Origin of the sequence: Pseudomonas sp. 65/3-MNA-CIBAN-0223 (genome assembly GCF_040310425.1) — a bacterium.
GTDB classification, from domain to species: Bacteria; Pseudomonadota; Gammaproteobacteria; order Pseudomonadales; family Pseudomonadaceae; genus Aquipseudomonas; species Aquipseudomonas gregormendelii.
On the sequence record NZ_JBEOPV010000008.1, the window covers coordinates 191,619 to 213,009 of the forward strand.

The window sequence follows — 21,391 nt, forward strand, 5'->3', positions numbered from 1 at the left end:
CTATCGATTGCAGCCGGTATGCTTGGCGCGCAACTTCATGGACGCCTGCTATGACCCTCACAGAATTACGCTACATCGTTACTCTCGCCCAAGAGCAGCACTTCGGCCATGCCGCCGAGCGTTGCCACGTCAGTCAACCGACCTTGTCGGTGGGCGTGAAAAAGCTTGAAGACGAACTCGGTGTGCTGATTTTCGAGCGCAGCAAAAGTGCCGTGCGCCTCACGCCAGTCGGCGAAGGCATTGTCGCCCAGGCGCAGAAAGTGCTGGAGCAGGCACAAGGCATCCGTGAACTGGCCCAGGCCGGCAAGAACCAGCTGACGGCCCCACTAAAAGTCGGCGCCATCTACACCGTCGGGCCTTACCTGTTTCCGCACCTGATTCCACAACTGCACCGGGTCGCCCCGCAGATGCCGTTGTACATCGAAGAAAACTTCACCCACATCCTGCGAGACAAACTGCGCAACGGTGAGCTCGACGCGATCATCATCGCCCTGCCGTTCAACGAAGCCGACGTGCTGACCCTGCAGCTCTACGACGAGCCGTTCTACGTCCTGATGCCGGCTCAGCACCCATGGACGCAAAAAGAATCCATCGACGCCGCCCTGCTCAACGACAAGAGCCTGCTGCTGCTTGGCGAAGGTCACTGCTTCCGCGACCAGGTGCTGGAAGCCTGCCCGACCCTGGCCAATGGCAAGGACGGCGCCAAACACACCACCGTCGAATCCAGCTCCCTGGAAACCATCCGCCATATGGTCGCCTCCGGCCTGGGCATTTCGATCCTGCCGCTCTCGGCCGTGGACAGTCACCACTACGCTCCCGGCGTGCTCGAAGTGCGCCCACTGACGCCACCGGTGCCTTTCCGCACGGTAGCCATCGCCTGGCGCGCCAGCTTTCCACGTCCCAAAGCGATTGAGATCCTCGCTGACTCGATTCGCCTGTGCTCGGTCGCCAAGCCGCCAGCGCCGGTCGTTGCCGGCTAAGCCGCGGCCATGACCGAGTTGTCGCAAGTGTCGGTGACGGCACTCAAGGGCGTTGGGGAAGCCATGGCCGAGAAGCTCGCCAAGGTCGGCCTGGAGAACCTCCAGGACGTGCTGTTTCACCTGCCATTGCGTTATCAGGACCGCACTCGCGTAGTCCCGATCGGCCACTTGCGCCCTGGCCAGGACGCCGTGATCGAAGGTACCGTCAGCGGTGCCGATGTGGTCATGGGCCGCCGCCGCAGCCTGGTCGTTCGGCTGCAGGATGGAACGGGTGGACTCAGCCTGCGCTTCTACCATTTCAGCAACGCCCAGAAAGAAGGTCTCAAGCGTGGCACACGGATTCGCTGTTACGGCGAAGCGCGGCCTGGTGCCTCGGGGCTGGAGATCTACCACCCGGAGTATCGCGCCATCACCGGTGACGAGCCGCCGCCGGTCGATGAAACCCTGACCCCGGTCTACCCGCTCACCGAAGGCCTGACCCAGCAGCGTTTGCGCCAACTGTGCATGCAGACCCTGACGCTCCTGGGACCCAGCAGCCTGCCCGACTGGCTGCCGACCGAACTGGCCCGGGACTATCAACTTGCCCCGCTGGCCGACGCGATCCGCTACCTGCATCACCCGCCCGCTGACGCCGATGTCGACGAACTCGCGCTAGGGCATCACTGGGCCCAGCACCGGCTGGCCTTCGAAGAATTGCTGACCCATCAACTGTCCCAGCAGCGCCTGCGCGAAAGCATGCGCTCGCTGCGCGCACCGGCGATGCCCAAGGCGACAAAGCTGCCGGCCAGGTACCTGGCCAATCTCGGCTTCGCGCCGACCGGGGCCCAGCAACGAGTTGGCAATGAAATCGCCTACGACCTCAGCCAGCCCGAGCCCATGCTGCGACTGATCCAGGGTGACGTTGGCGCGGGCAAAACCGTAGTCGCCGCCCTGGCCGCCTTGCAGGCACTGGAAGCTGGCTATCAGGTCGCGCTGATGGCCCCCACCGAGATCCTCGCCGAGCAGCATTTCATCACCTTCAAGCGCTGGCTCGAACCGCTGGGCATCGAAGTCGCGTGGCTGGCCGGCAAGCTCAAGGGCAAAAATCGCGTGGCTGCGCTGGAGCAGATCGCCAGCGGCACCCCAATGGTGGTGGGCACCCACGCACTGTTCCAGGACGAAGTGCAGTTCAAGAACCTGGCGCTGGTGATCATCGACGAACAGCATCGATTTGGTGTGCAGCAACGCCTGGCACTGCGACAGAAAGGCGTAGGGGGACGCATGTGCCCGCACCAGCTGATCATGACCGCCACGCCGATTCCGCGTACCTTGGCCATGAGCGCCTACGCCGACCTCGACACATCGATCCTCGACGAACTGCCTCCCGGGCGCACTCCGGTAAACACTGTGTTGATCACTGACACCCGGCGCGTGGAAGTGATCGAGCGGGTTCGTGGCGCCTGCGCCGAAGGCCGGCAGGCCTACTGGGTCTGCACCCTGATCGAAGAATCGGAAGAGTTGACCTGCCAGGCCGCCGAAACCACTTACGAAGACCTCACCGCCGCCCTCGGCGAGCTCAAGGTCGGGTTGATTCACGGGCGCATGAAGCCTGTGGAAAAAGCCGCAGTCATGGCCGAATTCAAGGCCGGCAACCTGCAGTTGCTGGTGGCGACCACGGTAATTGAAGTGGGCGTAGACGTACCGAACGCCAGCCTGATGATCATTGAAAACCCCGAGCGCCTGGGGCTCGCGCAACTTCATCAGTTGCGCGGTCGAGTCGGCCGGGGCAGCGCCGCCAGCCACTGCGTGCTGCTGTATCACCCGCCGCTGTCGCAGATCGGCCGCCAGCGCCTGGGCATCATGCGCGAAACCAACGATGGCTTTGTCATCGCCGAAAAAGACCTTGAGCTACGCGGCCCCGGCGAAATGCTCGGCACCCGCCAGACCGGCCTGCTGCAGTTCAAGGTCGCCGATTTGATGCGCGATGCCGACCTGCTTCCCGCCGTGCGCGACGCGGCGCAGGCCCTGCTTGAGCGGTGGCCGGATCACGTCAGCCCGTTGCTGGATCGCTGGTTGCGTCATGGGCAGCAATACGGCCAAGTGTGAGCACCGTCGCAGTTTCCGGACCACCGTGTTAAACATGATGGTTATACTCTTGCAACTGTTTGAGAACGGATCCAAACCATGATCGACGCTGCCCTCGCTCCGGAAACCCCGCACGCTACGTCTGCAGTTCGGCTGCTGCTGGGCAAGCTGGACATAGCCTTTGATGAAGTCCTCGACCACCACGGCCTGAATGCTGCGCGCAAAGTGCAGGCAGTGCTGCTGGACGATGCCGTCGGCTCGCTCATGGTGCTGTTCCCGCAAAGCCAGCTGCTGGACCTCAATCGCCTCGCCGAGCTCACCGGCCGCCGCCTCACTGCGGTTTCGCCTGAGCGCCTGGAGCGCCTGCTCGGTAAGCACAACCTGGGCCTGTTGCCCGGCCTGCCTTCGCTCACTGCGGCACCCTGCCTTTACGAAGACAGCTTGCTGCGCGAACCCAAGTTGCTGATCAATTCGGGCGTGCCGGGCTTGCTGCTGGAAATCGCCTGCGACGATTTCAAGACCCTGCTGAGCAAGGCCAGCGCCGCCCGCTTCGGTGAGGCGCTAACGAGCATCCGTCCGAACCTCGACCGCCCCGACGACGACCGCGAGGAAATCACCCAGGCCGTCCAGGCCTTCACGGCGCGACGCATTCAGCAACGACTGGAAGCCACCATCGAGATCCCGCCGCTGGCTTCGACGGCACAAAAAATCATCAAGCTGCGGGTCGACCCCAACGCCACCATCGACGACATCACCAGCGTCGTAGAGACCGACCCGGCCCTGGCCGCGCAAGTCGTCAGCTGGGCAGCGTCGCCGTACTATGCCTCGCCGGGCAAGATTCGTTCAGTGGAAGACGCGATAGTGCGGGTGCTGGGTTTCGACCTGGTGATCAACCTGGCGCTGGGCCTGGCCCTGGGCAAAACCATGAGCCTGCCCAAGGATCACCCGCAACAAGCAACACCTTATTGGCAACAGTCGATCTACACCGCCGCCGTCATCGAAGGCCTGACCCGAGCCATGCCCCGCGCACAGCGCCCGGAAGCCGGCCTCACCTACCTGGCCGGCCTGCTGCACAACTTCGGCTATCTGCTGCTGGCGCACGTATTCCCGCCGCACTTCTCGCTGATCTGCCGCCACCTGGAAGTCAACCCGCATCTGTCCCACAGCTACATCGAGCAACACCTGCTGGGCATCACCCGCGAGCAAATCGGCGCCTGGCTGATGCGCTACTGGGACATGCCCGACGAACTGGCCACCGCCCTGCGCTTCCAGCATGACCCAAGCTACGACGGCGTCCACGCGGAGTACCCGAACCTGGTGTGCCTGGCCGTGCGCCTGCTGCGCAGCCACGGCATCGGCTCGGGTCCGGTCGAGGAAATCCCCGACGCCCTGCTGGAACGTCTGGGCCTCAGCCGCGAGAAGGCCAATGATGTGACCAGTAAAGTGCTGGATGCGGAAGTGTTGTTGCGTGAACTGGCTTCGCAATTCGGCCAGCCCTGAAAGCGATCGCGAGCAAGCTTTGCTCCCACAGAGGGTGATCTCAATCCTGTGGGAGCACCCACAAAAGTGATCCCAATCCTGTGGGAGCAAGGCTTGCCCGCGATGGCCTCAACCCGGTCTGGAGTGTTTTTACTCTGCCGAGCTATCAATACGTCTCAAACCTTCGCTTTGGCTTTACGCGGCTTCAGGTACTTGGTCAAACCCTGGAACCAGATCACCAGCGCCGGGTTGCCCTTGATCTGGATCGACTTGTCCTGAATCCCCGTCATGAACGCCAATTGCTTGTTCTTCGCCTGCATTGTCGCGAAGCCATAGGCAGCGTCTTTAAATGCAATCGCAAACGCCGGCTCGGAGTACACACCGGACTTGCTGGTAATGCGCTGATCCTTCACGCGAAAGTGCCGGGCCACTTTGCCGTCCAGGGTCTGCAGCTGAAAGACCAGATCCTTGTCCCCCAACTGCTGTTGGAACGCAGGATTTTTCCTACTGGCCTTGGCCATCAACAAACCCAGCATCCACAGAAGAAAACGAAATTTCATGCGCACAGCCTCAAGAGAAAAATGAACGGCCGGCGCAGTGTAGCGGCTTCACCCAGGAACGCCACCATCGCGTAACTTTAGCGGAAGATGACCCTCTTTTTGACGCCAATGACTACCAAGTCACCAACGAAAACCCCCTGTAGGAGCTGCCGAAGGCTGCGATCCTTTGATCTTAAGCCCCACAACTATTTGGGCTTTTTCGATCTCTGAAACACAGACCGCCATGCCCACCACCACTCACCCGCGCCCCATAAAAAAAGGGCACCCGATCTAATCGGCATGCCCTTTTTCCAACGCCCCTCCCGGTTCACCCAAGGAGTTCGTCGCAATTACGGATTAACGCTGTCCTTCAACGACTTGCCTGGCTTGAACGCAACAGTATTGCTGGCCTTGATTTTGACTGGCTCACCGGTTTGCGGGTTTTTGCCGGTGCGGGCGCCGCGGTGGCGTTGCAGGAAGGTGCCGAAGCCCACCAGCGTCACGCTGTCCTTGCGGTGCAGAGCGCCGGTGATTTCTTCGAGAACGGCGTTGAGGACGCGGTTGGCCTGCTCTTTGGTGAGATCTGCTTTTTCAGCAATTGCGGCGGCGAGGTCTGGTTTACGCATTAGTGAAGCCCCTTTGACGGTTTTTTGTTGTTATGTCCGTGCTGTTCTCGTTCGAACAGCGCCAAAAGCGCCGCAGGTGCTCTACTCTGCGGCAGACGGGAGTGAGAATGGCACGCAGCGGGGTGCTGCGCCAGTCTCGGCGCGACGTTTGTGGGGGCAAAAGCGGGGTGATTCCGACAGAACGACCAGTATTTACGCCAGCAGTGCCGGAAGCTCTTTGTTCAGTGCCAGTTTTTCCATGACTGCCGCGCCTGTGAGGGCATAACCGAGCAGTTTTCCGCTGGCATCGCGGCACAGTGCCTTGATGTCTGCGCCCTGCCCTTCGACGGTCCAGACGCCTTCCACACCGCGCGGTGGCGGGGATACGACCAGGGGGCAGACGGGGGTTTTGACAGTGATCGGCATCGCGCCATAGTTGACGGTCGTGGGATTGCCAGACAAGGTCTGGGCCAGTGCTCTGGCGCAGCTCATGAGGGGCATTACGTACAGCAGGTTCAGCCCATCGACCTCGGCGCAGTCGCCCAGGGCGTAGATGTTGGCGTGGGAGGTCTGCAGGTGGCGGTCGACGACTACGCCACGATTGACCTGCACGCCAGCCGCTGCGGCCAGGTCGATGCGCGGGCGCAAGCCGATGGCCGAGACCACCAGGTCGCAGGGAATCACCTGGCCATCGGACAGGTGCGCTTCCAGCCCGTCCGTCACGCGTTGCAGGCGGTTAAGCACAGGGCCGAGATGGAAGCGTGCACCGAGGCTTTCCAGGCCGGCTTGAACCGCAGCAGCGGCGGCGGGATGCAGCAAAGTGGGCATGACCTGTTCGCACGGGGCGACCAGTTGCACCTCGTAGCCACCGAGTATCAGGTCGTTGGCAAATTCGCAGCCGATCAGCCCGGCGCCCAGCAGCAATACCCGGCGCTTGCCGACAGCGGCTGCACGAAAGCGCGCGTAGTCTTCCAGGTCATTGATCGGGAACACACAGTCTGCGGCATCCCCTTCGATGGGCACACGCACGGTTTCTGCGCCCCAGGCCAGCACCAGGTCGCGATAAATCACCGACTCTTCGCCGACCCACAGACGCTTGTGGCCCGGGTCGATGCCGCTGATGCGCGTGTGGGTGCGCACCTCGGCCTTTAACTGCTCGGCCATGGCGCCTGGCTCGGACATGCTCAGGCCATCGGCGTCCTTGTTTTTACCGAAGCCGGTGGAGAGCATCGGCTTGGAGTAGGAACGTCCGTCATCTGCGGTAATCAGCAGCAGCGGGGTTTCGCCATCGAGTTTGCGAAACTCCCGGGCCAGGTTGTAGCCAGCCAGCCCGGTGCCTACGATCACGACAGGTGCGTTCATTCTCTACTCCCCTAATGTCTTAGTTGATTTCGATCATTTCGAAATCCATCTTGCCCACGCCGCAGTCGGGGCACAGCCAGTCTTCCGGCACGTCCTGCCACAGGGTGCCCGGCGCAATGCCGTCGTCCGGCCAGCCGTCGGCTTCGTTATAGATCAGGCCGCAGACCACACATTGCCACTTTTTCATTCAGGTATTTCCTCAGGTTTCAGGCTTTTGCCGGCACGAACGGTCGATGGTTGCAGCACTGCCGTCCGGCTCAGGGCGTTTTGTACTGATCGAGCCCGACAGATGCAAGCCTGTTCGACGCAGCGCCATGCCCGATCAATCAAAATCGCCGAACGACATGGTAAGCTCGGCGCCTCATTTGCTGCCAATAATGACTCACCGTGCCGCACTCAATTATCCCCCGAACGGCCCCGCCCTGGCTCCCTCAAGGCCAGCTCGCTCCCCTCCCCGACGCATTTTCCCTCGACTGGCTGTTCGACGAAGGATCGTTGACCCGGCGCCTGACCCGTTTGTCGAATGACGCTTTCAGCGTCACGCCGCTGTTCGAAGGCTGGCAAGCGCTGCGCGCCGATGAATGCGCCGCGCTGGACCTGGCCGAAGGCAGCGACGGCTGGGTGCGCGAGGTGTACCTGCGCGGCCACGGCGAGGCCTGGGTGTTTGCCCGCAGCGTGGCGTCGCGCAATGCGCTGCAGGGCGATGGATTGCACATGGACGAACTGGGCAGCCGCTCCCTGGGTGAGCTGCTGTTTTGCGACCAGGCGTTTCAGCGCCGTGCCATCGAGGTTTGTCACTATCCTGAGCAATGGCTACCTGAAGAGTGCCGGGCACCACAACTGTGGGGGCGCCGCTCGCGCTTCGACCGGGGGGCCCTGAGTGTGCTGGTGGCCGAAGTCTTTCTGCCAACCTTGTGGACCGCCGCCCGCGCTCATCCGGAGAACTGCTGATGTACCAGAGCCTGCTCAAGTCCCTGAACCGCCTGAATCCAAGGGCCTGGGATTTCATTCAGCTGACCCGCATGGATAAGCCCATCGGCATCTACCTGCTGCTGTGGCCGACGCTGTGGGCGTTATGGATTGCCGGCAAAGGTTCGCCGTCGCTGGCCAACATCGTGATTTTTGTCCTCGGAGTAGTGCTGACGCGTGCGGGTGGTTGCGTGATCAACGACTGGGCGGACCGCAAGGTCGATGGCCACGTCAAACGCACCGCACAACGCCCTCTGGCCGCCGGCAGAATCAGCTCAAAAGAGGCGCTGGTATTCTTTGCGCTGCTGATGGGTTTGAGTTTTCTGCTGGTGCTGTGCACCAACGCGCCGACGATCTGGCTATCGTTGGGTGGCCTGGCGCTGGCTTTTACCTACCCGTTCATGAAGCGTTACACCTACTACCCGCAAGTGGTGCTGGGCGCGGCATTTTCCTGGGGGATGCCGATGGCGTTCACCGCCGAGACCGGTGAGTTGCCAGCTGCGGCCTGGCTACTGTGGATCGCCAACCTGCTGTGGACCGTGGGATACGACACGTACTACGCCATGACTGATCGTGATGACGACCTGAAGATCGGCGTGAAATCCACTGCCATCCTGTTCGGCGAGGCGGACCGGGTGATCATCCTGACGCTGCAGGGCCTGGCGCTGGGCTGCCTGCTTCTGGCCGGGTCGAAATTCGAGCTGGGCGGCTGGTTCCACTTGGGATTGCTGGCGGCGGCGGGCTGTTTTGCCTGGGAGTTCTGGTACACCCGCAGCAAGGACCGCATGCGTTGCTTCAAGGCGTTCCTGCACAACCATTGGGCCGGGTTGGCGATTTTTATCGGCATCGTCCTGGATTATGCGTTGCGCTGACGAACACACTTCCCTTGCAGGACCGAGCTTGCTCGCGATGAACCCGAGATCGACGCGTGAACCCGGGAGAACACCGCGTCATCGGTCAAGTTTTTCGCGAGCAAGCTCGCTCCTACTGAAGATGGCTTACATCTTCGGCCCTTGGAGTACGTGCCACTTGTCCATTTTCTTGTCGCCAGTCATGTCTCCTGGCTTCTTGTCTTGAACGAAGTAGTACAGCGGTTTGCCGTCAAAGGCCCACTGCATCGTGCCGTCGTCACGGATGATAACGGTCCATTTTCCTTCGGGCTTATCGGATTCGGTCGCTTTGAGCGGCGGCCAGTTTTCTGCGCACTTACCGGTACAGGCCGATTTGCCACCCGTGTCGTTATCGAAGGTGTACAACGTCATACCCTTATGGTCGACCAACATGCCGTCCTTGACCATGCCCGGGTCTGCCGCGAAGGCCATTGTCGGCAGCGATAGCGCTGCGCTAACCAATAGTGCCTTCCAGGATTGCGCGATGTGCTTCATGGAAACCTTCCTTTTGTGGTTGTCAGGATTCGGACTTAGAGCTTAGTCCAGGATCCCTGCGATCGCCGGGCGACTAAAATACTGTCACACGACTGCAATAATTCCGTTATCTAATGCGGCGCAAGACAGTTAAATGACAAGAGGATATACGCATGGTTGGCAGGAGCATTCTGATCGTCGACGACGAAGCGCCCATTCGCGAAATGATCGCCGTCGCGTTGGAAATGGCCGGCTATGACTGCCTGGAGGCTGAGAACTCCCAGCAGGCCCACGCCATCATCGTCGACCGCAAGCCGGACTTGATCCTGCTCGACTGGATGCTGCCGGGTACATCCGGCATTGAATTGGCCCGCCGCCTCAAGCGCGACGAGCTGACCGGGGACATCCCGATCATCATGCTCACCGCCAAGGGCGAAGAGGACAACAAGATCCAGGGGCTGGAGGTCGGGGCCGACGACTACATCACCAAACCGTTCTCCCCACGCGAGCTGGTAGCGCGCCTCAAAGCCGTGCTGCGCCGCGCCGGCCCGACCGATGGCGAGACGCCGATCGAAGTCGGTGGCCTGCTGCTGGACCCCATCAGCCACCGCGTGACCATCGACGGCAAGCCCGCCGAGATGGGCCCCACCGAGTACCGTCTGCTGCAATTCTTCATGACTCACCAGGAACGCGCCTACACCCGCGGCCAGTTGCTGGATCAGGTCTGGGGCGGCAACGTTTATGTCGAGGAACGCACTGTCGACGTGCACATCCGTCGCCTGCGCAAAGCCCTCGGCGATGCCTACGAAAATCTGGTACAAACCGTGCGTGGCACCGGTTACCGGTTTTCCACGAAGGCATAAAAGCAGCGGCAGGCATTAAGCTACAAGCGGCCAGCAGAAGCACAGCCGATCCCCTACTTGAAGCTTGCAGCTTGAAACTTGAGCTGCGCTAAGGACGCTCCGTGAATCAAAACTGGCATGGCACCCTGATTCGCCACATGCTTTTGCTGGTCACCGCCTGCCTGGTGATCGGCCTGATTACCGGCTACTACGGCTGGAGCCTGGCTGCAGGCCTGGCCCTGTACCTGGCCTGGACCCTCAAGCAGTTGCTGCGCCTGCACGAGTGGCTGCGCCTGCACAAACCCGATGAAGCACCACCCGACGGCTACGGCCTGTGGGGCGAAGTGTTCGACAGCATCTACCACCTGCAACGCCGCGACCAGCGCGTGCGGGGGCGCCTGCAAGCGGTGATTGACCGGGTTCAGGAATCCACGGCTGCCCTCAAGGACGCGGTGATCATGCTCGACACCGACGGCAACCTGGAATGGTGGAACCGCGCCGCCGAAACCCTGCTGGGCCTCAAGACCCCGCAAGACAGCGGCCAGCCCGTCACCAACCTGGTGCGCCATCCGCGCTTCAAGGAGTATTTCGAGCAGGACAGTTACTCCGAGCCGCTGGAAATCCCCTCGCCCACCAATGATCGGGTACGCATCCAGCTGTACATCACCCGCTACGGCAATAACGAGCACCTGATGCTGGTGCGCGACGTCACGCGCATTCATCAGCTGGAGCAGATGCGCAAAGACTTCATCGCCAACGTCTCCCACGAACTGCGCACACCGCTGACAGTGATCTGCGGTTACCTGGAGACGCTGCTGGATAACGTCGAAGACGTAAACCCGCGCTGGTCCCGTGCCTTGCAGCAGATGCAACAGCAAGGGGGGCGCATGCAGACGCTGCTCAATGACCTGCTGTTATTGGCCAAACTGGAGGCCACCGATTACCCGTCGGACAATGCACCGGTGGCTATCGACACTTTGCTGCAATCGATCAAAAGTGACGCACAGCAGCTGTCCGGCCAGAAAAACCAGCACATCACCCTCGAAGCGGACCCGCAGATCCTGCTCAAGGGCAGCGAGGCGGAATTGCGCAGTGCGTTTTCGAACCTGGTGTTCAACGCCGTCAAATACACCCCGGCCGAAGGCAATATCCGCGTTCGCTGGTGGGGCGACGAACAGGGCGCGCACTTGAGCGTCCAGGATTCGGGCATCGGTATCGACAGCAAGCACCTGCCGCGCCTGACAGAGCGCTTTTACCGGGTCGATTCCAGCCGCAACTCCAATACAGGCGGCACAGGCCTTGGGCTCGCCATCGTCAAACACGTGCTGTTGCGCCACCGTGCACGGATGGAAATCAGTAGCGTACCCGGGCACGGCAGCACGTTTACCTGTCATTTCGCCCCGGCTCAGGTCAGCAAATCCCTGACCATCAACGCCGCCGACTGATACCGGCCAGCACGCGCCACTAGGCAATCGCCCAGTCAGCCGCTACATTGGGTGACTTGTGCCTGCCCTTCAGGTGCACAGCTGTCCCCTCTTTCGAATACACGGAACCCGCAAAACTCCATCATGGACCCATCCCCTGGCTTGACCCTCGCGACACTCTTCGCCGATTTCGGCATGATTCTTTTTGCTCTGATCCTGGTTTTGCTCAACGGTTTTTTCGTTGCAGCGGAATTCGCCATGGTCAAATTGCGCTCGACCCGGGTCGAAGCCATTGCAGAAAAGAACGGCTGGCGCGGACATATCCTGCGCACCGTTCACAGTCAGCTCGACGCGTACCTGTCCGCCTGCCAACTGGGTATCACCCTGGCATCCCTCGGCCTCGGCTGGGTCGGAGAGCCGGCGTTCGCGCATATCCTCGAACCGGTCCTGAGTGCCGTAGGCGTCGAGTCCGCCGAAGTGGTCAAGGGCGTGTCGTTCTTCACCGCGTTCTTCATCATCTCCTACCTGCACATCGTGGTCGGCGAGCTGGCTCCAAAATCCTGGGCCATCCGCAAACCCGAGCTGCTGTCGTTGTGGACTGCGGTGCCGCTGTACCTGTTCTACTGGGCCATGTACCCGGCCATCTACCTGCTGAACGCCAGCGCCAACGCCATCCTGCGCATCGCTGGCCAGGGTGAACCCGGCCCTCATCACGACCACCATTACAGCCGCGAAGAACTGAAGCTGATCCTGCACTCCAGCCGCGGTCAGGACCCAAGCGACCAGGGCATGCGCGTGCTGGCTTCAGCGGTGGAAATGGGCGAGCTGGAAGTGGTCGACTGGGCCAATTCCCGGGAAGACCTGGTGACGCTGGAGTTCAATGCGCCGCTCAAGGAAATCCTGGCGATGTTCCGTCGCCACAAGTTCAGCCGTTATCCGGTGTACGACAGTGATACACAGGAGTTCGTCGGACTGCTGCACATCAAGGACCTGCTGCTGGAACTGGCGGCACTGGACCATATTCCCGAGTCGTTCAACCTTGCTGAGCTGACCCGCCCGCTGGAACGCGTATCGCGCCATATGCCGCTGTCGCAGCTGCTGGAGCAGTTCCGCAAGGGTGGCTCGCACTTCGCACTGGTTGAGGAGGCCGACGGCAACATCATTGGCTACCTGACCATGGAAGACGTGCTGGAAGTGCTGGTGGGCGACATTCAGGACGAACACCGCAAGGCCGAACGCGGAATCCTCGCGTATCAACCGGGCAAGCTGCTGGTACGCGGCGATACACCGCTGTTCAAGGTGGAACGACTGCTGGGCATTGACCTGGACCACGTTGAAGCCGAAACCCTTGCCGGGCTGGTGTATGACAGCCTGAAGCGGGTGCCGGAAGAGGAGGAGGTCCTGGAAGTCGAAGGCCTGCGGATCATCATCAAGAAGATGAAAGGGCCGAAGATTGTGTTGGCCAAGGTGTTGATGCTCGATTAATTGCAATGCGGGGAACCGCATTGACCCCAAAAGATCGCAGCCTGCGGCAGCTCCTACAGGGAATCGCAATCCCAGTAGGAGCTGCCGCAGGCTGCGATCTTTTGCTTTCAGAACCTATTGCTTGCCCAACGCAAAGTTGGGTAATGCACCTACCGGCTGATTGAACTGGTACGGTATCGACACCAGTCCCATCCCGGTATTGCGCTGTACCACAAAGTGCAAATGCGGCCCGCTGCTGTTGCCGGTATTGCCCGACAGCGCCAACGCAGTGCCCACCCCAACCCGCTGACCTTCCCGGACGCTGACCGAACCTTGCATCAGGTGCAGGTACACGCCCATGGTCCCGTCGTCGTGCAGCACCCGTACGAAGTTGCCTGATGGGTCGGTCCCCTGGCCGGCCTGGTTATTCTCGGTCTTCACCACCATCCCGCCTCGCGCCGCAATGATCGGCGTGCCTTCAGGCATGGCAATGTCCATGGCGTAGCGATTTTTCGCGCCGAAGTGACTGTATTGGCCGTTGGCACCCTGGCTCAGCCGAAACGGCCCACCCCGCCAGGGCAATGGGTAGCGATAAGCCAGGGCAGCCCCTGCAGGGTCGCCCAGGGAATATTTGAACGCCGGGGTATACACCAGCGGCTTTCCCGCCCGGGTGGCCGTGAGCAGCGCCAGGCGCAGGTTGCTGCGCGCCGGCAGCACCCGACGGATCGGGCGGCTCGGCGCACCGCTGACGTTCTTCAGACCGGCAAAACTCAATTCGATTTCGACCGGCGCGTACAGGTCATTGCGCACAAATACGCTATCAGCGCCCTGCTGTTTCTTGATGTCGAGGTACACCTGGCCTTCAAGGCGCTCGACCATGCGATCGCGGAAAACGAACACCTTGGCGCCTTTCGAGGGGCGGTCGCTGTAGGAGACCACGCCGTTGGCGTCCTTGGACTTGTAGATAGTCATGGCCACAACCGAGGTGGAGGCCAGGAAAAGACCACAGAAAAACAGCAAGCGCGCGAGCATGGGCAGAGGTTCTGTCGAGGAGAGTCCTGGGAGGGAGCCTAGCAGCTGCAATGGACCTGGGTAGGCGGCAGATGTTTCAAAATCGGCAGATCAATGGATGTGTGGTGAATCGGATGACGCCATCGCGAGCAGGCTCGCGATGGCGGCTTTCAGGCAACCAAGGATTTAAGCACCCGGCACAAAATGCTTCTGTACCGTACCACGTGCTATCAATCGCGATATGTAATCGAGCTTCTGAGCATCCTGGTCCACGAACCGGAAGGTCAGCTGCAACCACTCGCTGTCAGGCCTCGGTTCATAGGCGACGATGGCATGCAGGTAGCCGTTGAGACGCGCGATCTCGGCATTGTCGCCCTGCTCCAGGTCGAGCACGGCACTGTCGAGCACCTGCGGCAACGTGTCAGTACGCTTCACCACCAACAAGGCTTCCTTGAGGCTCAAGGCCTTGATCACGCACTGCTGGTTACCACTGGACAGGCGCAACTGCCCATGGCCGCGGCCTGCAGACGCAGACGGTGCAGCAGCGGCCTTGGGTGGCGAGTTGCTGATCAGGCCACGTGACGGCGTCGGAATCGCAGGCGCAGCAACCACGGTCGCCTGGCCACCGGTCAAGGCGTTGAGGGAGTCGTTGCCGAAGGCGGAGCTCATCTTCACCGGCGCGCTGCTCATCAACGCGTCGAGCTTGCCGACCTTGTTCAGGGCCTGCTTGACCTTGGTCAGTAACTGCTCGTTGTTGAAGGGCTTGCTGACGTAGCCGGAAACGCCTGCCTGGATCGCCTGGACAACGTTCTCCTTGTCGCCACGGCTGGTCACCATCACGAACGGCATGGTCTTGAGACGGTCCTGCTCGCGGCACCAGGTCAACAGTTCCAGGCCGGACATTTCCGGCATCTCCCAGTCACACAGGACCAGGTCGAATGTTTCCCTGGCCAGCAAGACCTGGGCCTTCCTGCCGTTGACGGCGTCCTCGATCCGAATGCCCGGAAAGTAATTGCGCAGGCATTTTTTCACCAGGTCACGAATGAATGACGCATCGTCCACGACCAAAACACTGACCTTACTCATCCATCACCCCTTCCAAAACCCCGGCAAGCTTAGCGCTTTGCTGATGGCACACCGCCATAAACCCTCAGTCACGCCGGGACTTTTCGTTCGCGGGGTGCTGCTTCGAATTCGTAAGCCACAAACAAAAACGCCCGACCAAAAGGCCGGGCGTTTCTCTTGGGCAAACTTACTTATCGTCAGCTACACCCGGAACATTAGCGGTTTCGCCACTTGTGCCTTCAACTTCTTCCTTCATGCGCTTCAAGCCCAGGTGACGCACATCGGTGCCGCGCACCAGATAGATCACCAGCTCGGAAATGTTGCGCGCGTGATCGCCGATTCGCTCCAGGGAACGCAGCACCCAGATGATGCTCAAGACCCGCGAGATAGAGCGCGGGTCTTCCATCATGTAGGTCGCCAGTTCACGCAGGGCGGTCTTGTATTCGCGATCGATGATCTTGTCGTACTGGGCTACCGACAATGCCAGGTCGGCATCGAAGCGGGCAAAAGCGTCCAGTGCGTCACGGACCATATTGCGCACCTGGTCGCCGATGTGACGCACTTCGACATAACCGCGCGGCGCTTCACCTTCTTCGCACAACTGAATGGCCCGGCGGGCGATCTTGGTCGCTTCGTCACCGATGCGCTCCAGGTCGATCACCGACTTGGAAATGCTGATGATCAAACGCAGGTCGGACGCCGCAGGTTGACGACGGGCCAGGATGCGCAGGCATTCTTCGTCGATGTTGCGTTCCATCTGGTTGATCTGGTCATCGATTTCGCGAACCTGCTGGGCCAGACCGGAATCGGCTTCGATCAGCGCGGTAACCGCGTCATTGACCTGCTTCTCGACCAGTCCGCCCATGGCCAGGAGGTGGCTGCGCACCTCCTCTAGCTCGGCGTTGAACTGCGCGGAGATGTGATGGGTAAGGCCTTCTTTACTAATCATGTTGGCGTCCTTGGAGCGTCCGGTAAGGTGCGGTGGACCGCAGCGTCAGTTCAGTGAACAACCACTATTGCTAGCCATAACGACCGGTAATGTAATCTTCGGTCTGCTTCTTCGCCGGATTGGTGAACAGGGTATCGGTGTCGCCGAATTCCACCAATTTGCCCATGTACATGAACGCTGTGTAGTCGGAGACCCGCGCGGCCTGTTGCATGTTGTGGGTCACGATGACGATGGTGAACTTCGATTTCAGCTCGTAGATCAGCTCTTCAACCTTCAGCGTGGAGATCGGGTCCAGAGCCGAACAGGGTTCGTCGAGCAGCAGCACTTCCGGCTCCACGGCGATGGTACGGGCAATCACCAGACGCTGCTGCTGACCACCGGAAAGGCCCAGTGCGGATTCGTGCAGGCGATCTTTTACCTCGTCCCACAAAGCCGCGCCCTTGAGCGCCCACTCCACGGCTTCATCAAGCACACGCTTCTTGTTGATGCCCTGGATGCGCAAGCCGTAGACCACGTTTTCGTAGATGGTCTTGGGGAACGGGTTCGGCTTCTGGAACACCATGCCCACGCGTCGACGCAGCTCTGCAACGTCTTCGCCTTTACGGTAGATGTTGTTGCCGTACAGGTTGATGGCGCCTTCCACACGGCAACCGTCGACCAGATCGTTCATGCGATTGAAAGTACGCAACAGCGTGGATTTGCCGCAGCCAGACGGGCCGATAAAGGCTGTGACGCGCTGTTTCGGGATGTTCATGCTGACGTCGAACAACGCCTGCTTGTCACCGTAGAACAGGCTCAGGCCAGGCACTTCGATAGCCACGGTTTCCTGCTCGAGGTTCAGGCTCTGTTTGTCGCGACCCAGGGCCGACATGTTGATGCCGTGGGTATGTGTTTCGTGTTGCATGGGAGGCTCCCTGTGCTAACAAATTCGGTTCGTTGAGCCACTGGCCTTGCCAATGGGTTACTGAAAATCTGTGGCTTGTGCCGATCCCTGGGGGAGCTGGCTTGCCAGCGATGCAGGCGGTGCGGTGTTTCAAGTTACACCGCAGTAATGCCATCGCTGGCAAGCCAGCTCCCACAGGGTTTGTCTTAGCTATCTAAAGCTTTGTATTTTTCGCGCAGGTGGTTACGGATATAGACCGCCGACAGGTTCAAGGTCGCAATCACCAGCACCAGCAGCAACGCCGTGGCGTAGACCAGTGGGCGTGCGGCTTCGACGTTCGGGCTCTGGAAGCCGACGTCGTAGATATGGAAGCCCAGGTGCATGATTTTCTGATCGAGGTGAAGGTACGGGTAGTTACCGTCCAGCGGCAGCGACGGCGCCAGTTTCACCACACCCACCAGCATCAGCGGCGCCACTTCACCCGCGGCACGGGCAACGGCGAGGATCATGCCGGTCATCATCGCCGGGCTGGCCATCGGCAGTACGATCTTCCACAGGGTTTCCGCCTTGGTCGCGCCGAGGGCCAGCGAGCCTTCGCGCACGGTGCGAGGAATCCGCGCCAGGCCTTCTTCAGTGGCCACAATCACCACCGGCACCGCCAGCAGCGCCAGGGTCAGGGATGCCCAGAGCAACCCCGGAGTACCGAAAGTCGGCGCCGGCAGGGCTTCAGGGAAAAACAACCGGTCAACCGAGCCACCCAGGACATAAACGAAGAAGCCCAGGCCGAATACGCCGTACACGATGGCCGGTACACCGGCCAGGTTGTTCACCGCGATGCGGATCAGCCGGGTCATGGTGTTCTGCTTGGCGTATTCACGCAGGTACACCGCAGCCAATACGCCAAACGGCGTCACGATCATCGCCATGATCAACGTCATCATCACGGTGCCGAAAATCGCCGGGAAAATCCCGCCTTCGGTGTTCGCTTCACGCGGATCGTCGCTCAGGAATTCCCAGACCTTGCTGAAGTAGAAGCCGATCTTGGTCATGGTGCCCATGGCGTTCGGCTGGTAGGCGTGAACCACTTTGCCGATGCCGATTTCGATCTCCTTGCCGTTGGCATCGCGGGCCGTCAGGCTGTCGCGATTGAACTGGGCATGCAGGTCGGCCAGGCGCGCTTCGATGTCCTGATAACGGGCATTGAGCTCGGCGCGCTCGGACTCCATGTCCGCTTGCGCGGTAGCGTCCAGCTTGCCGTCCAGTTCCAGTTTGCGGCCATGCAGGCGAATGCGTTCCAGTCCGGCGTTGATCGCGCCAATGTCGGACTTCTCCAGGGTCTTGAGCTCGCTCGCCAGCCTGTTCACGCGCTCGACACGGGCCTGCAACTCAGGCCACGCCGCCTCGCCTTCGGCGATGACTTTGCCATCCTGCTTAACGTTGACCAGGTAGCCGTAGAAGTTGCCCCACTCGCGGCGTTCGATCGCCATCAGCTCCGGCGGCGTCTTCTGGTTAGTCAGCCACTCGCCGACGACCCAGGTGAAGTCATTGCCGTTCAAGTCACGGTTGCCGACCTTGATCAGCTCACGGGTCATGAACTCCGGACCCTGCTCGGGCACCGGCAGGCCAGCGCTTTTGAGGCGCTCACGGGGCACTTCTTCTTTCTGCACCACTTCGCCGATGACCAGGTGATTGGCCTGGCCAGGCACGTCGTAGCTGGCGTGGATCAAGTCCGCCGGCCAGAAGTGGCCCAGGCCGCGCACGGCGATCACGGCCAGCAAGCCGATCGTCATGATGACCGCGATGGACACCGCGCCACCGCTGATCCAGACGCCCGGGGCGCCGCTCTTGAACCATCCGTTCAGGGAGTTCTGTTTCACAGACTTCTACCTTTCTTAAAGCGACGAGTATTTCTTGCGCAGACGCTGACGAATCAGTTCCGCGAGGGTGTTCATGACGAAGGTGAACAGCAGCAGCACCAAGGCCGAGAGGAACAGCACGCGGTAGTGGCTGCCGCCAACTTCCGATTCGGGCATTTCCACCGCAACGTTGGCGGCCAGTGTGCGCAGGCCTTCGAACAGGTTCATTTCCATGACCGGGGTGTTACCGGTGGCCATCAGCACGATCATCGTTTCACCGACCGCACGCCCCATGCCGATCATCAGCGCCGAGAAAATCCCCGGGCTAGCGGTGAGGATCACCACACGAGTCATGGTTTGCCAAGGCGTGGCGCCGAGGGCCAGGGAACCGAGGGTCAGGCCGCGAGGCACGCTGAACACGGCGTCTTCGGCGATGGAATAGATGTTCGGGATGACCGCGAAACCCATGGCCAGGCCAACCACCAGGGCGTTGCGCTGGTCGTAGGTGATGCCCAGGTCGTGGGAGATCCACATGCGCATGTCGCCGCCGAAGAACCAGTTTTCCATGTACGGGCTCATGTACAAAGACAGCCAGCCCACGAACAGGATCACCGGGATCAGAATCGCGCTTTCCCAACCGTCCGGCACTTTCAGGCGCACGGATTCAGGCAGGCGACTAAAGACGAAACCCGCCACCAGAATGCCGATCGGCAGGAGCATCAACAGGCTGAAAATGCCCGGCAAGTGTCCTTCCACGTAGGGCGCGAGGAACAGGCCGGCGAAGAAGCCGAGGATCACCGTCGGCATTGCTTCCATCAGCTCGATCACCGGCTTGACCTTGCGGCGCAGGCTCGGCGCCATGAAGTAGGCGGTGTAGATCGCGGCCGCTACGGCGAGTGGCGCGGCCAGCAGCATGGCGTAGAAGGCGGCTTTGAGGGTACCGAACGTTAGCGGGGACAGGCTCAGCTTGGGTTCAAAATCGGTGTTGGCGGCGGTCGATTGCCAGACGTATTTAGGCTCGTCGTAGTTCTCGTACCAGACCTTGCTCCACAGTGCGCTCCAGGAAACTTCCGGGTGCGGGTTATCGAGCAGCAGCGGTTGAATCTTGCCGCCGGCCTCGACGATCACGCGGTTAGCCCGTGGTGACAGGCCAAAAATGCCCTGGCCGTCGACGACCTGATCCACCAGCAGGGTGCGGTGCGCGGTGCTGTGGAACACGCCGAGCTTGCCGGATGCATCCAGGGCGATGAAGCCTTTGCGACGCTCTTCGGCAGTGATCTCAACGATGGGCGTGGTGCCCATCTGGAAGGTGCGAATCTGTTTCAGGCGCTGTTCGCCATCCGGGTCGCGAGCCATGAACCACTGGGCCAGGCCACCCTTGGAATCGCCGAGGATCAGCGAGATACCGCCCACCAGCTGAGTGCTGGCAGTGATCTGCGCCTCGCCATCTTCAAGCAGCTTGTAACGACCGTTGAGGCTCTTGTCGCGCAGGCTGAACACGTCGGCCTGGGCACGCCCATTGATTACGTACAACCACTGCTGGCGCGGGTCGACGAAAATGTTTTTCACCGTCTCGGTCATCTGCGGCAGATCGATACGCTTCTGCTCGCTGGTGACTTCGCCGGTCATCATGTTTTCTTCGCGGGTCAGCGACAACACGTTGAGCTGCGCGCCCGTGGAGCCCACCAGCAACAGGGTCGAATCTGTGGCGTTGAGGCTGATATGCTCCAGCGCCCCGCCCGCTTCGTTCAACGCGATCGGGGTCTCGCCATACGGGTATTCAATGGCTGGCGAGATGGTCTTATTGCCGTCGGGATAGGTCACTTTGTAAGTGTGGCGGAACACCAAAGCCTGGCCGTTGGAAAAGCCGACCGCAACCAATGGGGAACCCGGCTGGTCTTCACCGATGGAAGTGACCTGGCTACCGGCCGGGACCGGCAGGTCGACACGACGCAGCTCTGCGCCGCTGTCGATGTCGAAAAACAACGCCTGGCCCTTGTCCGAAACCCGCATGGCCACCTTGTTCTGTTCTTCCAGGGAGATCATCAGCGGCTTGCCGGCGTCCTGCATCCAGGCGGGCGTGATCGAGTCCTTGGCCGTCAGGTCGGCGCCCTGGAACAGCGGCGCGACAACGTAGCCCAGGAAGAAGAAAATCAGCGTGATCGCCCCAAGCACGGCAAGGCCGCCAATGAGGACGTACCAACGCGTCAGGCGGTCTTTGAGCGCGCGCATACGGCGCTTGCGTTGCAACTCAGGCGTATTGAAATCAATTCGCTTGGGGGGATTTGTAGTCATTGTGGAATTGGCCAGATCATTCATTCGCACACCCTAGCGATCCTGTATGACAGAAAGATGACAGTGCAGTGACGCGACAAATCCGCCGCCTGTGGAAACTGGCAGCGGAGCGGGAATTGGAGGCGTGTGGGGAACCCTGTAGGAGCTGTCGAGTGCAACGAGGCTGCGATTTTTTGATCTTGCTGATAAAAGCCAGATCCAAAGATCGCAGCCTCGTTGCACTCGACAGCTCCTACACAG

The 21,391-nt window shown here is 60.8% G+C and carries 19 protein-coding genes; 8 read left to right on the top strand and 11 right to left on the bottom strand.

Features of this window, described 5'->3' with window-relative positions; genetic code table 11:
- Nucleotides 1–50 precede the first annotated feature (50 nt).
- From AAEZ09_RS12040 to AAEZ09_RS12050, 3 genes are all read left to right on the top strand, one after another.
- Nucleotides 51–980 (top strand): hydrogen peroxide-inducible genes activator, encoded by a 930-nt coding sequence (locus AAEZ09_RS12040; RefSeq protein WP_045057820.1) that lies wholly within the window; start codon nt 51–53, stop codon nt 978–980.
- A 9-nt stretch (nt 981–989) separates the two neighbouring features.
- A complete protein-coding gene (gene recG / locus AAEZ09_RS12045) occupies nt 990–3,065 on the top strand; it encodes an ATP-dependent DNA helicase RecG (protein WP_045057819.1) in 2,076 nt (691 codons plus the stop codon).
- Between the two features lie 78 nt (nt 3,066–3,143).
- Entirely contained in the window at nt 3,144–4,544 is a 1,401-nt protein-coding gene (locus AAEZ09_RS12050) for an aminoacyl-tRNA deacylase and HDOD domain-containing protein (RefSeq protein ID WP_350599581.1), read from the top strand.
- A 155-nt stretch (nt 4,545–4,699) separates the two neighbouring features.
- Here AAEZ09_RS12050 and AAEZ09_RS12055 read toward each other — a convergent pair whose 3' ends face one another.
- From AAEZ09_RS12055 to AAEZ09_RS12070, 4 genes are all read right to left on the bottom strand, one after another.
- Nucleotides 4,700–5,083 carry a hypothetical protein gene (locus AAEZ09_RS12055; protein ID WP_045057817.1) on the bottom strand — a complete coding sequence of 128 codons (384 nt, stop codon included), beginning with the start codon at nt 5,081–5,083 and terminating at the stop codon, nt 4,700–4,702.
- Between the two features lie 329 nt (nt 5,084–5,412).
- Nucleotides 5,413–5,688 (bottom strand): HU family DNA-binding protein, encoded by a 276-nt coding sequence (locus AAEZ09_RS12060; protein WP_003195589.1) that lies wholly within the window; start codon nt 5,686–5,688, stop codon nt 5,413–5,415.
- A gap of 192 nt (nt 5,689–5,880) precedes the next feature.
- Nucleotides 5,881–7,029 carry an NAD(P)/FAD-dependent oxidoreductase gene (locus AAEZ09_RS12065; RefSeq protein ID WP_045057815.1) on the bottom strand — a complete coding sequence of 383 codons (1,149 nt, stop codon included), beginning with the start codon at nt 7,027–7,029 and terminating at the stop codon, nt 5,881–5,883.
- A 19-nt stretch (nt 7,030–7,048) separates the two neighbouring features.
- Nucleotides 7,049–7,216, bottom strand: a complete 168-nt coding sequence (locus tag AAEZ09_RS12070) for a rubredoxin (protein ID WP_007954349.1) — start codon at nt 7,214–7,216, stop codon at nt 7,049–7,051.
- 200 nt (nt 7,217–7,416) lie between these two features.
- Here AAEZ09_RS12070 and AAEZ09_RS12075 point away from each other — a divergent pair, with 200 nt between their 5' ends.
- Entirely contained in the window at nt 7,417–7,980 is a 564-nt protein-coding gene (locus AAEZ09_RS12075; RefSeq protein WP_350599583.1) for a chorismate--pyruvate lyase family protein, read from the top strand.
- On the top strand, nt 7,980–8,870 hold the full coding sequence (ubiA, locus tag AAEZ09_RS12080; RefSeq protein ID WP_205891744.1) for a 4-hydroxybenzoate octaprenyltransferase: 891 nt from the start codon (nt 7,980–7,982) through the stop codon (nt 8,868–8,870). Before AAEZ09_RS12075 ends, ubiA begins: the two co-directional genes overlap by 1 nt.
- 126 nt (nt 8,871–8,996) lie before the next feature.
- Here ubiA and AAEZ09_RS12085 read toward each other — a convergent pair whose 3' ends face one another.
- Nucleotides 8,997–9,383: a COG4315 family predicted lipoprotein gene (locus AAEZ09_RS12085; RefSeq protein WP_350599584.1), complete on the bottom strand. Its 387-nt coding sequence runs from the start codon at nt 9,381–9,383 to the stop codon at nt 8,997–8,999.
- Nucleotides 9,384–9,535: 152 nt separating this feature from the next.
- Here AAEZ09_RS12085 and phoB point away from each other — a divergent pair, with 152 nt between their 5' ends.
- The 3 genes from phoB (at nt 9,536) to AAEZ09_RS12100 (ending at nt 13,113) form a co-directional block, all read left to right on the top strand.
- The gene (phoB, locus tag AAEZ09_RS12090) at nt 9,536–10,225 is read left to right on the top strand and encodes a phosphate regulon transcriptional regulator PhoB (protein WP_008150066.1); all 690 of its coding nucleotides are present in this window, start codon (nt 9,536–9,538) and stop codon (nt 10,223–10,225) included.
- Nucleotides 10,226–10,326: 101 nt separating this feature from the next.
- Nucleotides 10,327–11,649 carry a phosphate regulon sensor histidine kinase PhoR gene (gene phoR, locus AAEZ09_RS12095; RefSeq protein WP_045057811.1) on the top strand — a complete coding sequence of 441 codons (1,323 nt, stop codon included), beginning with the start codon at nt 10,327–10,329 and terminating at the stop codon, nt 11,647–11,649.
- A gap of 123 nt (nt 11,650–11,772) precedes the next feature.
- Entirely contained in the window at nt 11,773–13,113 is a 1,341-nt protein-coding gene (locus AAEZ09_RS12100) for a hemolysin family protein (protein WP_045057810.1), read from the top strand.
- A gap of 114 nt (nt 13,114–13,227) precedes the next feature.
- Here AAEZ09_RS12100 and AAEZ09_RS12105 read toward each other — a convergent pair whose 3' ends face one another.
- From AAEZ09_RS12105 to AAEZ09_RS12130, 6 genes are all read right to left on the bottom strand, one after another.
- Nucleotides 13,228–14,124, bottom strand: a complete 897-nt coding sequence (locus AAEZ09_RS12105; protein ID WP_045057809.1) for a peptidoglycan DD-metalloendopeptidase family protein — start codon at nt 14,122–14,124, stop codon at nt 13,228–13,230.
- 165 nt (nt 14,125–14,289) lie between these two features.
- Nucleotides 14,290–15,189, bottom strand: a complete 900-nt coding sequence (locus AAEZ09_RS12110; protein WP_045057808.1) for a response regulator — start codon at nt 15,187–15,189, stop codon at nt 14,290–14,292.
- Between the two features lie 166 nt (nt 15,190–15,355).
- Complete coding sequence (gene phoU / locus AAEZ09_RS12115) at nt 15,356–16,117, bottom strand: phosphate signaling complex protein PhoU (protein WP_045057807.1); 762 nt, start codon at nt 16,115–16,117, stop codon at nt 15,356–15,358.
- Nucleotides 16,118–16,187: 70 nt separating this feature from the next.
- A complete protein-coding gene (gene pstB, locus AAEZ09_RS12120) occupies nt 16,188–17,021 on the bottom strand; it encodes a phosphate ABC transporter ATP-binding protein PstB (RefSeq protein WP_045057806.1) in 834 nt (277 codons plus the stop codon).
- 185 nt (nt 17,022–17,206) lie between these two features.
- On the bottom strand, nt 17,207–18,877 hold the full coding sequence (gene pstA / locus AAEZ09_RS12125) for a phosphate ABC transporter permease PstA (RefSeq protein WP_045057805.1): 1,671 nt from the start codon (nt 18,875–18,877) through the stop codon (nt 17,207–17,209).
- A 15-nt stretch (nt 18,878–18,892) separates the two neighbouring features.
- Nucleotides 18,893–21,175, bottom strand: coding sequence for an ABC transporter permease subunit (locus AAEZ09_RS12130; protein WP_205891745.1), 2,283 nt, complete (start codon nt 21,173–21,175; stop codon nt 18,893–18,895).
- Nucleotides 21,176–21,391 lie beyond the last annotated feature (216 nt).